The 14,245-nt window shown below is 59.8% G+C and carries 15 protein-coding genes, 1 tRNA gene and 1 pseudogene; 13 read left to right on the forward strand and 4 right to left on the reverse strand.

Annotation, left to right across the window (positions count from 1 at the left end):
* Positions 1-16: 16 nt before the first annotated feature.
* Together dprA and DY250_RS10315 are read right to left on the reverse strand one after the other, a co-directional pair.
* Positions 17-1,138, reverse strand: coding sequence for a DNA-processing protein DprA (gene dprA / locus DY250_RS10310; protein ID WP_115612216.1), 1,122 nt, complete (start codon positions 1,136-1,138; stop codon positions 17-19).
* On the reverse strand, positions 1,138-2,316 hold the full coding sequence (locus DY250_RS10315) for a LysM peptidoglycan-binding domain-containing protein (RefSeq protein WP_245951106.1): 1,179 nt from the start codon (positions 2,314-2,316) through the stop codon (positions 1,138-1,140). The genes dprA and DY250_RS10315 overlap by 1 nt, the downstream gene beginning before the upstream one ends.
* 135 nt (positions 2,317-2,451) lie before the next feature.
* Here DY250_RS10315 and def point away from each other — a divergent pair, with 135 nt between their 5' ends.
* From def to dcd, 8 genes and pseudogenes are all read left to right on the forward strand, one after another.
* Positions 2,452-3,000 (forward strand): peptide deformylase, encoded by a 549-nt coding sequence (def, locus tag DY250_RS10320; RefSeq protein WP_115612217.1) that lies wholly within the window; start codon positions 2,452-2,454, stop codon positions 2,998-3,000.
* A 9-nt stretch (positions 3,001-3,009) separates the two neighbouring features.
* A complete protein-coding gene (gene fmt / locus DY250_RS10325) occupies positions 3,010-3,945 on the forward strand; it encodes a methionyl-tRNA formyltransferase (protein WP_115612218.1) in 936 nt (311 codons plus the stop codon).
* Positions 3,942-5,201 carry a 16S rRNA (cytosine(967)-C(5))-methyltransferase RsmB gene (gene rsmB / locus DY250_RS10330; RefSeq protein WP_115612219.1) on the forward strand — a complete coding sequence of 420 codons (1,260 nt, stop codon included), beginning with the start codon at positions 3,942-3,944 and terminating at the stop codon, positions 5,199-5,201. The genes fmt and rsmB overlap by 4 nt, the downstream gene beginning before the upstream one ends.
* 78 nt (positions 5,202-5,279) lie before the next feature.
* A tRNA-Ser gene (locus DY250_RS10335) sits at positions 5,280-5,369 on the forward strand.
* Between the two features lie 218 nt (positions 5,370-5,587).
* Positions 5,588-6,112 carry a tyrosine-type recombinase/integrase gene (locus tag DY250_RS10340; RefSeq protein ID WP_115612220.1) on the forward strand — a complete coding sequence of 175 codons (525 nt, stop codon included), beginning with the start codon at positions 5,588-5,590 and terminating at the stop codon, positions 6,110-6,112.
* 32 nt (positions 6,113-6,144) lie between these two features.
* Positions 6,145-6,939: pseudogene (locus DY250_RS10345) on the forward strand (IS5 family transposase).
* Between the two features lie 309 nt (positions 6,940-7,248).
* A complete protein-coding gene (locus DY250_RS10350) occupies positions 7,249-7,755 on the forward strand; it encodes a dihydrofolate reductase (protein ID WP_172542330.1) in 507 nt (168 codons plus the stop codon).
* Between the two features lie 48 nt (positions 7,756-7,803).
* On the forward strand, positions 7,804-8,373 hold the full coding sequence (dcd, locus tag DY250_RS10355) for a dCTP deaminase (RefSeq protein WP_006986043.1): 570 nt from the start codon (positions 7,804-7,806) through the stop codon (positions 8,371-8,373).
* 104 nt (positions 8,374-8,477) lie between these two features.
* Here the strand turns inward: dcd and DY250_RS10360 are convergent, their stop codons facing one another.
* Together DY250_RS10360 and DY250_RS10365 are read right to left on the reverse strand one after the other, a co-directional pair.
* Complete coding sequence (locus DY250_RS10360; RefSeq protein WP_245951107.1) at positions 8,478-8,963, reverse strand: C40 family peptidase; 486 nt, start codon at positions 8,961-8,963, stop codon at positions 8,478-8,480.
* A gap of 185 nt (positions 8,964-9,148) precedes the next feature.
* Positions 9,149-9,517 carry a glucarate dehydratase gene (locus tag DY250_RS10365; RefSeq protein ID WP_245951108.1) on the reverse strand — a complete coding sequence of 123 codons (369 nt, stop codon included), beginning with the start codon at positions 9,515-9,517 and terminating at the stop codon, positions 9,149-9,151.
* A gap of 216 nt (positions 9,518-9,733) precedes the next feature.
* On the opposite strand from DY250_RS10365, the gene metG reads away from it, so the two are divergent.
* The 5 genes from metG (at position 9,734) to DY250_RS10390 (ending at position 14,223) form a co-directional block, all read left to right on the forward strand.
* The gene (gene metG, locus DY250_RS10370; protein ID WP_115612223.1) at positions 9,734-11,758 is read left to right on the forward strand and encodes a methionine--tRNA ligase; all 2,025 of its coding nucleotides are present in this window, start codon (positions 9,734-9,736) and stop codon (positions 11,756-11,758) included.
* A gap of 135 nt (positions 11,759-11,893) precedes the next feature.
* Positions 11,894-12,691: an alpha/beta hydrolase gene (locus tag DY250_RS10375; protein ID WP_245951109.1), complete on the forward strand. Its 798-nt coding sequence runs from the start codon at positions 11,894-11,896 to the stop codon at positions 12,689-12,691.
* Positions 12,692-13,114 (forward strand): GNAT family N-acetyltransferase, encoded by a 423-nt coding sequence (locus DY250_RS10380; protein ID WP_115612225.1) that lies wholly within the window; start codon positions 12,692-12,694, stop codon positions 13,112-13,114. It abuts the gene before it with no gap.
* Positions 13,115-13,119: 5 nt separating this feature from the next.
* The gene (locus DY250_RS10385) at positions 13,120-13,572 is read left to right on the forward strand and encodes a DUF441 domain-containing protein (protein WP_006986049.1); all 453 of its coding nucleotides are present in this window, start codon (positions 13,120-13,122) and stop codon (positions 13,570-13,572) included.
* Positions 13,573-13,575: 3 nt separating this feature from the next.
* Entirely contained in the window at positions 13,576-14,223 is a 648-nt protein-coding gene (locus DY250_RS10390) for a histidine phosphatase family protein (protein WP_115612226.1), read from the forward strand.
* Positions 14,224-14,245: the final 22 nt, after the last annotated feature.

The raw sequence follows: 14,245 nt of genomic DNA on the forward strand, positions 1-14,245 counted from the left end.
TTTCGCTTTTGCGGTTTCAGGTGACGCGCTGGAACATGCCGCCTGGCAGCGCAGCGACGCGCCCGTCCAGCTCAAGTATTATCAGCATGGCCGAAATTTCCGCACTCGTCAATTCCAGGCGCGGCACGAGGTCATCCACGCGGCAGGGGTCGTATCCCATCGCTTGCAGCAGGCGTTCTTCGGGACTGTCGGCGGCTACTACGGTAGCCTCTGGAGCGCTTTCCGATTGTTTTTGTTGCAGTTCCAGGTTGGCGCGAGCAAGTGGATAGAGTTCTTCCAGCACATCTTGAGCGGTTTCGATAAGTTTGGCGCCTTCGCGGATGAGGCGGTGGCAGCCTTTGACCAGCGGGTTGTGGATGGAACCGGGGATAGCGAAGACTTCCCGCCCCTGTTCGGCGGCAAGACGGGCGGTGATGAGCGAACCGCTTTGCGCCGAGGCTTCGACAACGAGGACACCGAGCGAAAGGCCACTGATGATACGGTTGCGGCGCGGAAAGTTGCCGGCGCGCACGCCGGTGCCAATAGGATATTCGGAGACGATAGCGCCATGCGCGGCGATACGGTGGGCAAGGTTACGATGGCGGGCGGGATAGACACGGTCGAGGCCGGTGCCAACCACGGCGATGGTATTGCCGCCGCTAAGTGCACCTTCGTGCGCAGCACCGTCGATACCGAGAGCGAGGCCGCTGGTGACGGTCAATCCCGCTTGTGCAAAGGCTTCGGCGAAGGCGTGGCAGGTGCGCAAAGCGGGTTCGCTGGCGTTGCGACTGCCGACGATGGCAATTTGTGCAGTGGTGAGCAATGCCGGGTTGCCCTGCACGAAAAGTAGCGGCGGCGGGTCGGGGATTTCGCGCAAAAGTGGTGGGTAGGCAGGATCATCATAAGGAATGATATGACGCGAGCCGTTACCAGCGGCCAGCCAGTCCATATCGGCACTCGCCGCTGCATCATGTCCGGCTGCCTGCCAGGCGCTGATTTGTTCTGCACGGTATTGCGGCAGGCGTTGGCGGATTTCTGCTGTCGGCGCATGAAAAAACGCTTCCGGCGAGCCAAAAGCTTCCAGAAGCGTTTGATAGGTCTTGCTGCCGACGCCCGGCGCGCGCAGGAGCGCACACCAAGCGCGTAGGTTCGCCGTCATCAGGGATGAACAAGCGTGTCGGTTTCGTAGATGCTTTGGCTGGAATCAAGCACGAAGCCGATACTGACGTCGTCGTACACACGGATAATCATCAGATAGCCGATGTCTTTACCCGGCACTTGTACCGGCTGGCCTTTCATCACACGACCCGGACCTTCGCGGACAATCTTCCAGATATCGCCTACTTGCGCGCCGTTATCACGACCGAAGCTGGTGATGACCGTATCGAATTCCTTGATGGTCGGATAAATATTCGAGCTGCGGACAATGTAACCGCGCGAGCATTGTCCGGTCGGCATTTTCGGGAAGTAGTTGGCAGGTTCTTCGTGGGCATTGATCGGCAGGATGACATCTTCTTCCTGCATCGGCTCAACAGCCTCAAGGATATGCAGCTTGGTCAGGTCGGTTGCCACGTCGTAACCGGTAACGGCGACATCACCGATATGGCGCATTTCATAGCCAACAACTTGACCTTTCTTGCCATCCTTGAGAATCGGGGCACCCACGACACGGAAGACTCCGAATTCCTGATCCTGCTGGGGATTGTTTATACCTCTCGCATAAATTTCCTGCTGCTCGGTGAGAGTCAGGTAATCGCCGGCATCGCCGAGGATGAACGGCAGATTCTGGATTTCGTTTGATCTCAGGATGCGTGTCTTCAAGGCGTGAGCCTGTACCACATCGGCAGCGATGGAAACCGGACGTGAACCGAAATTATCGACGCGCATATGCGGTGAGTAGCGGACAATCGGCAGGCCGTCACGCGTTCTGCGGCCAGTATCCACTCCGTGATATTCCTGGTTCGCTTCAACAATCGTGACGCGTTTCGAGCCATTGATGGAGACTACGCTCAACACATCGCCCGGATAAATCATGTGCGGGTTTTTCACCTGTGGATTGTCATACCAAATATTGGTCCAGTACCACGGCAGGACGAGGAAACGCTTGGAAATACCCCACAGCGTGTCGCCTTTCTTGACCACATAACGCATCGGCACTTCCGATTCCTGACGGAAAGCCTCATCCGTATTGGCAAGGATCTTCGGAAAACTGCCGTCGTTGAGGCACAGTTCCGTCGGACGCTCCTGCCGGTTCTGGAACGGATCGCGCGCGGAAGAGCAACCGGCGATGACGACGGCGAGGGCAAGGCCCAATCCTGTAATATGGGTTTTCAACACAATAAATACTCCTATCTGAACACATCGGTTTCCATTACACCCGCGAGGGGCCGTTCCCGTATAATAGCCTTTTCGTAACCATTTTCCTACCAAAATTTCATATTTCGGTAAAAAAATATCAAGAGAAGCTGCACAATGTCTTTACTTGACATCCTCATTCACCCCGACCAGCGCCTGCGCCAGACCGCCGAACCTGTCACTGCCTTTGATAACCGCCTGAAAACCATCACCGACAACATGTTTGCCACCATGTACGAAGCGCACGGCATCGGCCTCGCGGCAACACAAGTCAACATCCACCGCCGCATCATTGTCATGGACGTCCCCGAAAAGCGCGAAGAAGACGAAAGTAACGACATCCCGCCGGAAACCCCTGTGCCGCACACAAGGCTCATCCTCATCAATCCCGAAATCATCAGCCACAGCGCAGAAACCGCCGTCTGGCAAGAAGGTTGCCTGTCGCTGCCCGGCCAGTTTGCCGACGTCAAACGTCCGAAAACCATCCGCTATGCCTACTACGACCTCGGCGGCGCACGTTGCGAAGCCGAAGCGGAAGGCCTGCTTGGCGTCTGCATCCAGCACGAAATCGACCACCTGAACGGCGTCCTCTTCATTGACCACCTTTCCCGCTTGAAGCGCGAACGCATCGAAAAAAAACTCGCCAAAAGCCAGGCTCATAAATAATCAAGACACATGAACAGTCCCCGCCTCTGGTTCGCCGGCACCCCCGCCTTCGCCGCGCATAGCCTACAAGCCCTCATTGACGCCGGATATACCATTGACGGCGTCCTCACCCAGCCTGACCGCCCGGCCGGACGCGGCCGCAAACTCACCGCCAGCGCCGTCAAACAAACCGCTACCGCGCACCACATCCCTGTCGCCCAGCCGGAAAAACTGCACGCCGACGTGCCGCCCTTTCCCGAACTACCGTACCCTGACCTTATCATCGTCGCTGCCTACGGCCTGCTGCTGCCGCCGTGGTTCCTCGCCTACCCACGCCTTGGCTGCATCAACATCCACGCCTCGCTGCTACCGCGCTGGCGGGGGGCTGCGCCCATCCAGCGCGCTATCGAAGCGGGCGACAGAGAAACCGGCATCGGCATCATGCAAATGGACGAAGGCCTTGACACTGGTGCCGTCTGGCAAGAAAGCCGCCTCACCATCGCTCCGGACGACACCGCCGCCACCCTGCATGACCGCCTCATGCAGCTTGGCGCTGACACCCTCTTGCGCACCCTGCCCGACATCCTTGCGCAAACCCGCGTTCCTACGCCGCAAGCTACAGAGGGCGTTACCTACGCACACAAACTGAGCAAAACCGAAGCCCACCTCAACTGGCAACAACCCATCGCCACCCTGGCGCGCAAAATCCGCGCCTACAACCCCGTTCCCATCGCCTACACAAACCTGGATGGCGAACCCCTGCGCCTCTACGACGCTCACATCCACAGTACCACCCCGCCTGCCGCCGCGCCCGGCACCATCATCGCCCACCACGAACACGGCCTCGATATCGCCTGCACTGACGGCACCCTGCGCGCTACCCGCCTGCAACAACCCGGCAAACCCGTCACTGGCGCCGCTGCCCTGCGCCACGGCCGCAACCTCAGCGGAAAGACACTCACATGAAAGCACGCCAAGCCGCCTACGCCACCCTCAACGGCGTCATCAACCAGCACCGCACCCTCAACACCCTCATTGCCCAATACAAAAGCCACACCGCTCCCGCCGACCAGGCCCTCTACCAGGCTCTGGTCTACGGCACCCTGCGCCAATACCGTGCCTACAGCTACCTCTGCGCGCAAATGATGGCCAAACCACCAGCGCGCCCCGGCCACCCGCTCGCCATCATCCTCAACCTCGGCCTCTGCCAGCTGCTTACCATGAACCTCGGCGACCACGGCGTTATCAACGAAACCGTCAACCTCGCCGCGCATAACGGCCAAATCCGTGCCAAAGGCCTCATCAACGCCATCCTGCGCCGCGTCCAGCGCGAACGCGAGCACTGGCAACGCGCCCTTACCGCTGCACAAACACACAACCTGCCCCACTGGCTGAGCCCGCATTACCCAGCCGAACAAACCGCCATCGCTGCCGTGAACACCCTGCCACCGCCGCTCACCCTGCGCCTGCACCCGCGACATGACCGCGCTGCCTGGCTGACCGAACACCCCGAAGCCCGCGCCAACCCGCTGCACCCGCAAGCCGTCACCCTGCAGCAGGGCAGCAACGTCGCGCACATCCCCGGCTTTCGCGACGGCGATACCAGCGTCCAGGATGCCTCTGCCCAACACGCCGCCACCATTCTTGTCCCGCGCGACGGCGAACGCATCCTTGACGCCTGCGCTGCACCGGGCGGTAAAACCTGCCACCTGCTCGAACTTGCACCCAATGCGCACGTGACGGCTCTTGACCACGACGCCGCCCGCCTCGCCCGTGTCAAAGAAAACCTCGACCGCCTGCACCAGCACGCCACCCTCAGTCACGCTGATGCCGCCGACACCGCCGCTTGGTGGGACGGCACCTCCTTTGATGCCATCCTGCTCGATGCCCCATGCAGCGGCAGCGGCGTCCTGCGCCGCCACCCGGATATCGCCTGGCTGCGCACCCCCGCTGACCTGCACCGCCTGTCCTGCCAACAACGCTACCTGCTCAACCGCCTCTGGCCGGCCCTGAAAGCCGGTGGCCGCCTGCTTTACACCACCTGCAGCATCCTGCCGGCAGAAAACCAGGGCAACATCCGCGCCTTCCTCGCTGCCCACCCTGAGGCCCGCCTGCGACCCCTCGACCTGCCTGCCTGCCGCAACACCGGCTACGGCAGCCTGCACCTGCCCGATACTGACGGCGACGGTTTCTACTACGCCCTGCTCTATAAAAACGTCTGAAAAAAAGCCCTAAAAGAAGCGGGGCGGCACTTTCTTGTCAGGCAAAAGAAAGTGCGTATAATCCGCCGCTCAATACGCGGAGAGATGGCAGAGTGGTTGAATGCGTCGGTCTCGAAAGCCGAAGAGGGTTCACGCCCTCCCAGGGTTCGAATCCCTGTCTCTCCGCCATCTACTCAAAAACGCCATGTTTCATGGCGTTTTTTTCGTCCGTATTCGTTCAAAGGTTCGAGGAAAAATCCTTGATAAACAAGCCGTAACAGGAATTTCTTGTTTATTTGCGTTTGCCAAGTTTCATGTCCATTTAAGCGTAACGAAAGAAAAATGGGGCTCTTTTGGGGTTCATTTTCGGTGGTTACAATCCCGCCGAACCCCCATCTTCCGACCCCATGCGACTGACCGAAAAAACCATCAAAAATGCCCCGCCAGGCGAACGCCCCTACAAGCTATTTGACGGCGGCGGGCTGCATCTTTTCATCACCCCGCGCGGCGGCAAATACTGGCGTTACCGTTACCGCTTCGACGGCCAGGATTGCACCCTGTCGCTGGGTGTATATCCAAAAGTCAGGCTGAAACAGGCGCGGCAACTGCACCGTGACGCACAAAGCCTGCTCGCGCAAGACACCGATCCGCACCGCCACAAGCAGAAGCGGAAACAGGCAGAAAAGCAGCAAGACAACTTCGAGAAAGTCGCACGCGAGTGGTACGCCCACCAGCGCCCCGCGTGGAAGAACGAGAAACACGCCTGGCAGGTCATCCATACTCTGGAGCAGTACGTTTTTCCGCATATTGGTGGCAAAGCCGTCAGTGAGATTCAGCCGCCTGCCATCGTCAGCATACTGAACCGGCTGGCCGATAAACCCGAAACCAGAACCCGCGTCAAACAGCGCATCAGTGCCGTTTTCGCCTTATAACGTGTTCATAGTCTCTGCTGTAAACTATCGGCATGAACAGAAAAGCCTACCCAAGCGATATCAGTCGCACACAATTTGCCCCCCTTCTCCCTCTTTTGGAAAGTGCCCGCAAACGCACAGCACCGCGCAAAATGGACTGGTACGATGTCTTTTTTGTGCCATTCTCTATCTTCTGCGCAACGACTGTTCCTGGCGTGCCTTACCGGGCGATTTTCCCAAATGGCGCACCGTTCATTCCTACTTCCAGAGATGGAGCGAGCCCCGCGAAAACGGCATCAGCCTCCTTGAGGAAGCGTTAAAAAATCAGGTGGTTGCGGAGCGCCGCAAGCAGGGACGCCATGAAGCAACCACTTTCCTGATTATTGATGCGCAGAGTGTGAAGAACACGGATACCGCCATGGAAAAAAGCTACGATGCCAACAAGAAAGTGAGCGGTATCAAGCGGCATATAGCGGTTGACACGCAGGGTTTGCCGCATGCCCTTGCGGTAACGACGGCGGATGTTACGGATAGGAAAGGCTGCCTCTAGCATTGGAACGTGACAGGGATAATCTTGGCGCGGTACAAAAAATCCTTGCTGACGGTGGTTACACAGGTAAGGCATTTGCTTCGTCGGTACAGGGGTTGATGGGTGCGGAGGTAGAGATTGCCAAACGAAACGAATTGCACCGTTTTGCGGTATTGCCGAAGCGGTGGGTGGTAGGGCGCAGTTTTTCCTGGTTGGAAAAGAACACAGGCGGCTTTGGAAAAACTGCGAGCGTAAGTTGAGTACCAGTTTGCAAATGGTAGTTTTGGCTTTCTTGGGAATCCTGCTACGAGGACTATGAACACGTTCTGAGAAACGCATGATAGACTATCTCGGATTGTTACCTATGTATCCGGTCTATACATGGCTTACGGGCGAAGGTAACGAGTTCTGTACGTTGTTCTTTCACGGTGAGGGTTCTCCGTCGGTTGGGACGGGTAAGTGTTACCCATGTGTCCGATCCATACAGGAGGTGTGGGCATGGGGCGGACAGTAGCCCTCCGGCAAGGCGGATGCAAGCGGCGTGGCTGCCGCCCATATTGCCAAGCGCGTCTTGTCACGCTGCGCATGGCTTGATATAAGAAGCGCCCTTTCCGCCTTCTCTTTCTCCATGCCTGAAATCATCCTTATCGTGGCGCAGAGCGATAACCGCGCCATTGGCCGTGACAATCAGATGCTGTGGCACCTGCCGCGTGATTTACAACATTTCAAGCGACATACCCTCGGTCATCCGGTCATCATGGGGCGCAAAACTTATGACAGTATTAGCCGTGCCTTGCCGGGGCGGCAAAACCTTGTCGTTAGCCGCAATCCGGTGCTGACCCTGCCCGATGCGACAGTCTGTCCCAACCTGCCCGCCGCCCTTGCCGCCGCACAGGGCGACACGCTTTACATCATCGGCGGCAGCGAGCTTTATCACCGCGCCATGCCGCTGGCCGATGTCCTGCTGGTCACGCACGTTCACACGACAATCGCCGATGCCGACCGCTTCTTTCCGCTGATTGACCCCGCTGTGTGGCGGGAAACCGCGCGTGAGGAGCACCCCGCCGATGCCCGCAATCCCTACGCCCTGACCTTTTGCCGTTATGACCGAGCGGCGACGAACCCCGCCGGTTGATGCGTCACCACCGTATAATCGCCGCCTACACTCCATCCACAAGAAACCATGAGCATCAAAAACGACCGCTGGATACAGCACATGGCCGCCGCACACGGCATGATCGAACCCTTCGAACCTACCCTCATCAGCCGCAATGCAGGCGGCGAGCGTCTTATTTCCTACGGTACCTCCAGCTACGGCTATGACGTGCGCTGTGCGGACGAATTCAAAATCTTCACCAACATCAACAGCGCCATTGTCGATCCCAAACACTTCGACCCGCAGAGCTTCGTGGATATTCAAAGCGATGTCTGCATCATCCCGCCGAACAGCTTTGCCCTCGCGCGCACCGTCGAATACTTCCGCATCCCGCGCGACATCCTCACTATCTGCCTCGGCAAATCCACTTATGCCCGCTGCGGCATTATCGTTAATGTCACCCCGCTTGAGCCCGAATGGGAAGGGCACGTGACCCTCGAATTTTCCAACACCACGCCGCTGCCAGCGAAAATCTACGCGCATGAAGGCGTGGCGCAAATGCTCTTTTTGCAGGCGGACGAACCCTGCGCCGTGTCCTACCGTGATCGGGGTGGCAAGTATCAGGGGCAGACCGGCGTCACCCTGCCGCGCGCCTAATCCCGCCAAGCGGCGTCATGACTGGAACCGCCAAGCGCCGTGAATTGTGGGAGTGGGATAAACAAAGAAGCCCCGCTATCGCGGGGCTTCTTGATATAGACGCTTCAGCGGGAAACCGTGGCGCGTTCGTGAATGACCGTGCGGGCGCCGACGTAGCGCTTCTTCCAGTAACCCTGATCAATGCGGGCGATTTCCACCCGCTTCCCGGGCGACGGAGCATGCAGCATCTTTTGGTCGCCGAGATAAATGCCGACGTGGTTGATGTTGCCGTTGCCACGGTGGAAAAAGACCAAGTCGCCGGGTTTCGGGTCGCGTACCGGCAGGAGCGCGTTAAATTGAGCGCTGCTGTTGCGCGGCAGGCGGAAGCCCTGTTCGGCGAAGACGTGCTGCACCAGGCCGGAGCAATCAAAGCCTTTCGGGCTGTTGCCGCCGTAGCGGTACGGCATGCCGATCAATTTCTTGCCGCCGGCAATCAGGCGGTGGCGGGTGGAATCGGTGGGGAGCATCCGTTTCGGCGGAGCGGCAGGCGTATCGCTTTTCAGACTTTCCAGTTCAATGCCGTGATTGAGCGCCACGGTCTCGCGCGACATACTGCTGCAACCTCCGAGTGCGAGCGCCAGTATGCCCAAAAAAGTTTCTTTCTTCATAGGGTTAGGTGATTAAAAAAGAAGTATCCCGCCGCCCCGGGCGGCAAAAGACGGCGCACTATACGTAACGAAAAATTCATCCGTCAATGTGCAGACGTCTCAAAAGCACAGAAAACACCACGAAATCCTCACGGCACACGCGGCAAACCTTCCAAATACTGCTGCGACAAACGCACCCGGCACAGCAGCTCATCCGGTGCTTCCCGCTCCAGGCGGCAGCGCGCCGCGCGGAAGTCTTTGAAACGCTGCAAACTGTCCTGCCAGTCCGCATCATTGCTGTGGCGCAGGTGCCGCTGCTCAATATCGCCGTCAAGCTGCGTCATCGCCAGAAAAGCGCAACTTTCCAGCGCCCCCTCAGGATTACCGCTCTTGCGCAGGCAGTCCTGCATATAGGCGGGCGGCGTTCGCGGCGGAGGCGGGACGGCAAACGGATCATGGGCATGCACCGCTTCCGCATAACGCAGCAGCAGCCAAAATAAAGAAGAATCCAGCATCATATAAATCAAGGCTCCGAAAAAAACGCGGCGGATTATAGCGAATGCCATTGCCGTTTTATCCGCTCGCGGTTCGTCGCAAGCGGCGAGCAGAGCAGGCAGCGGGAATGCGGTTACACCCATCCCGGAAATAAGCTGAGTGTGTTGGCCCGCCACAACGGGAGGGAGCGGCGGATTTGCTAAAATGCCGCCCTTTCCAATTTATTAAAAGAGGCACACATGACGCAGCCCAAACGCCGCATACTCGTAACCAGCGCCCTGCCGTATGCCAACGGCGCCATCCACCTCGGCCACATGGTCGAACACATCCAGACCGACATCTGGGTGCGCTTCCAGCGTTTGCGCGGCCACGAATGCCACTATGTCTGCGCCGATGATGCCCACGGCACCCCCATCATGCTGCGCGCCGAGAAAGAAGGCATCAGCCCGCAGGCGCTTATCGACAAAAGCCGCGCCGAACACTGCCGCGACTTTGCCGGTTTCCTCATCGACCACCACTGCTATCACAGCACCCACAGCGAAGAAAACCGCGCCATCACCACCGACATCTACAACAAGCTTGATAACAACGGCCACATTCTGCGCCGCACCATCTCGCAACTTTACGATCCCGAAAAAAATCTTTTTCTGCCCGACCGCTTCGTCAAAGGCGAATGCCCGAAATGCCACGCCAAAGACCAGTACGGCGACAACTGCGAAAACTGCGGCACCACCTACGCGCCGACCGACCTCATCCAGCCTTATTCCGTTCTCTCCGGCGCGGCGCCCGTGTTGCGCGACTCCGAGCACTACTTCTTCGACCTGCCTGCCTTTGACGCCTTCCTGCGCGACTGGCTGCAAACCGCCGACCTGCAAGACGCCATGCGCAACAAACTCGCCGAATGGTTCGAGGCCGGCCTGCAACCCTGGGACATCTCGCGCGACGCACCCTACTGGGGCTTTGAAATCCCGAATGCGCCGGGCAAATACTTCTACGTCTGGCTGGATGCGCCCATCGGCTACATGGGCGCCTTCCGCGCCCTGTGCGACAGCAGCGGCATCGACTACGACGCCTACTGGCGCGTCGGTAGCGACACCGAGCTCTACCACTTCATCGGCAAAGACATCGCCTACTTCCACATGCTCTTCTGGCCGGCCATGCTCGAAGGCGCGGGCTACCGCAAGCCGAGTGGCGTGTACTGCCACGGCTTCCTCACTGTGAACGGCGAAAAAATGAGCAAATCGCGCGGCACCTTCATCAAAGCCGAGACCTACCTCAAACACCTGCCGCCGGAAAACCTGCGCTACTACTACGCTGCCAAATTGAGCGCGCGCGTCGAAGACCTCGACCTCAACCTCGACGACTTCCGCCAGAAAAACAACAGCGACCTCGTCGGCAAACTCGTCAACCTCGCCAGCCGCTGCGCGCCCTTCCTCGAAAAACACTTCGCCAACCAACTGGCGGACGCCCTGCCCGACACCGCCCTCCTCGACAGCATCGCCACCAAAGCCGATGACATCGCCGACGCCTACGAGCGGCGCGAATACAGCCAGGCAATGCGTGACATCATGAAACTGGCCGATGCCGCCAACGAATACATTGATGCGGAAAAACCCTGGGTCAAAGCCAAAGACGACGCAAGCCGCGCCGCCGTGCAAACCATTGCCACCGTCGGCCTGAACGCCTACCGCCAGCTCATCACCTACCTCAAACCCGTGCTGCCGCAACTGGCGGAAGCGAGCGAAGCCTTCCTCAACATCGCCCCGCTCACCTGGGGCGACGCCCAGCACCCGCTGCTCGGCCACACCATCAACCCCTACCAGCCGCTCATGCAGCGCATCGACGAAAAAACCATCACTGCCGTCATCAACGACAGCAAAGAAGACCTCAAAGAAGAAGCCGGCATCAACAAAGGAGGCAAACCCGTGCAAAGTGAAAACTGGATCAGCATTGATGATTTCGCCAAACCCGACCTGCGCATCGCCCGCGTTCTCGAATGCGGCCACATCGAAGGCTCGGACAAACTGCTGCGCTTCAAGCTCGACGTCGGCGAACTCGGCGAACGCGAAGTCTTCTCCGGCATCAAGGCGTATTACCAGCCGGAAGAGCTCATCGGCCGCATGGTCGTGTATGTGGCCAACCTCGCGCCGCGCAAAATGCGCTTCGGCGTCTCCACCGGCATGATCCTCTCCGCCAGCGGCGACGGCGAACTGCACCTGCTGAACCCCGGCGAGGACGTCAAAGCCGGGATGAAAATCAGCTGAACCATTGCCCATAGAGGTTCGAACATCCCGCCGCCATGAGACATACGCTAAAAAACTCTGAAAAGCTCCTCCTCCCGCTTGCGGCGGGGTGGGGCTCCCATGACAAAAAAGCCCGCATTTTTTGGAGAACCCGCCATGAACCCGCTTGACCAACTGGAAGCCCACACCAGCTTCAAAGGCGAACAACGCGTTTACCGCCACTACTCGGACAGCCTGCGCCGCCCGCTCGAACTCGCGGTGTACGTCCCCGTCGCCATGCTGCTCAAAGAGCGGCCCTGCCACACCACCTACTACCTGCCGGGCATCCAGACCAACGCCCGCCTCGTCGCCAGCCAGAGCGACTACCAGCGCTACGCCAACCGCTACGACACCATCCTCGTCATCCCCGATATCTTCAACACCTACCAGGGCGACGACGAAGCGCGCACCGGCCAATACGCCCACGAGCGCGACGCGCTGGACGACTACCTTCTCGAAGAACTGCCCGCTGTGCTGCGAGCCCACCTCGCCACCACCGGCGGGCGCGGCATCATGGGCTACGGCTTCGGCGGCACGCTGGCCTTCCACCTCGCCCGAAAAAAGCCCGACCATTACCGCAGCGTCTCGGCGCTGGCCCCGTGGCTCGGCTTCCACGGCACCCCGTGGTACGAAGAGCATCTTGCCCGCTACGGCCTGCCCGCCGAATTCGACCCGCTGCAATGGTACCTCGCCCACCCCGATGCCGCGCCGCTGCCACTGTGGATAGACCAGGGCACCGAAGACAACCACCTCGGCAACAAAATCAACCTTGATGCCTTCGAAGAAGCCGTGGCGCCGCGCATCAAAAGCGGGGAAATCTGGATCAACCGGCGCAAACGCTACGACCACAGCTTCTACTTCGTCCATTCACACATCCCCGAACACTTCGTCTTCCACAACGAATACCAGGACTGAATGAACGCCGTGCCCGCTATTCATCGTGCCGGCAGCGCCGACCTGCCCGCCCTGTGCGCACTCGCCGACGCTGCGCACGTCTGCCGCCCTGACAGCGATGACAGCGTCTGGCTGGCGGCAGCGGACGGCACGCCGCTGGGCTTCATCGCCTGCCGCAGCGTGCTGGACGAAATGGAACTGCTCGCGCTTGCCGTTGCCCCCGCCGCGCAGCGACAAGGTATCGCCACCGCCCTGCATCACGCCGCCCTTGCTGCCATTGCCCCCGCCACCGCCTACCTCGAAGTACGCGCGGACAACCACGGCGCGCAGGCACTCTATCAGCGCCTCGGCTACCGCGTCAGCGGGCGACGCAAAGCCTACTACCCCAACCCCGGCGGCAGCCGCACTGATGCGCTGCTCATGACCCTGCACCCCACCCCATAACTGCCATGCCGCTCAACATCGATCCCACCGCCCTCATCCTGCTGGTCTTCGCCGCCCTCGGCGTCATCAGCCATAACGCCCCCGTTATCATCGCCTCGACCCTGCTGCTGCTCGTTCAGCAAACCCCGCTCACCCGCTACCTGCCGTGGATGGAAAAAAACGGCGTCAGCCTCGGCATCATCCTGCTCACCATTGGCGTGCTCAGTCCGCTGGCAAGCGGCAAAGTCACCCTCGGCATGGCCGATTTCGGCAACTGGAAAGTGCTGACCGCGATGGGCGTCGGCGTCATCGTCGCCTGGCTGGGCGGGCGCGGCGTGACCCTGATGCTGAACCAGCCCGGCGTCGTGCCGGGGCTTATCGTCGGTACCGTCATCGGCGTCGCCTTCCTCAAAGGCGTGCCGGTCGGCCCGCTCATCGCCGCCGGTATCCTTTCGCTCTTCATCGGCAAAGGGAACTGAGCGATGAAAACCCTCACTCTCTACCTCATCCGCCACGGCCAGACCGAATGGAACGTGCAGGGGCTGATGCAGGGCTGGGGCGATTCGCCGCTCACCGCGCAAGGCATCCACGCTGCCTGCCTGACCGGGCGCGCCCTCTGCGACATCCCCTTTGCCGCTGCTTACAGCAGCTGCCTGCCGCGCACCATCGCCACCGCCCGCCACATCCTGCACGAACGCGCCGCTCATGTACCGCTCTTCCAGCACACCGGGCTGAACGAACAACATTTTGGCGACTGGGAAGGACGGAAAGTAGAAGACATCCGCGCCACGGCGGAGTTTCAGCAACTCGTCAATGCTCCAGCCGCGTACCGCGCCGAGACGAACGGCGGCGAAACCTGGGCGCAACTTGCCGCGCGCGCCCAGGCGGCTATCAACGACATCGTGCGTGTACATGAAAGCGGCAACCTGCTCATTGTCTCGCACGGCCACACCCTGCGCCTGCTCCTGGCGCTGATGCAGGGCGCGACCTGGCAAAATCATCGCGAGGCAGGGCGCAGCGAAACCCTGCACAACACCGCAATCAACATCGTCCGCTACCGGGCGGAAAACGATGACAGCAACGGCCATTTCCAGGTTGAGCGCGTGAACGATACGGCGCACCTCGCCTGAATGCCGCCGCCGACCTGCTCGG

Source organism: Cardiobacterium valvarum, assembly GCF_900460955.1.
In the GTDB taxonomy this organism is placed as follows: Bacteria; Pseudomonadota; Gammaproteobacteria; order Cardiobacteriales; family Cardiobacteriaceae; genus Cardiobacterium; species Cardiobacterium valvarum.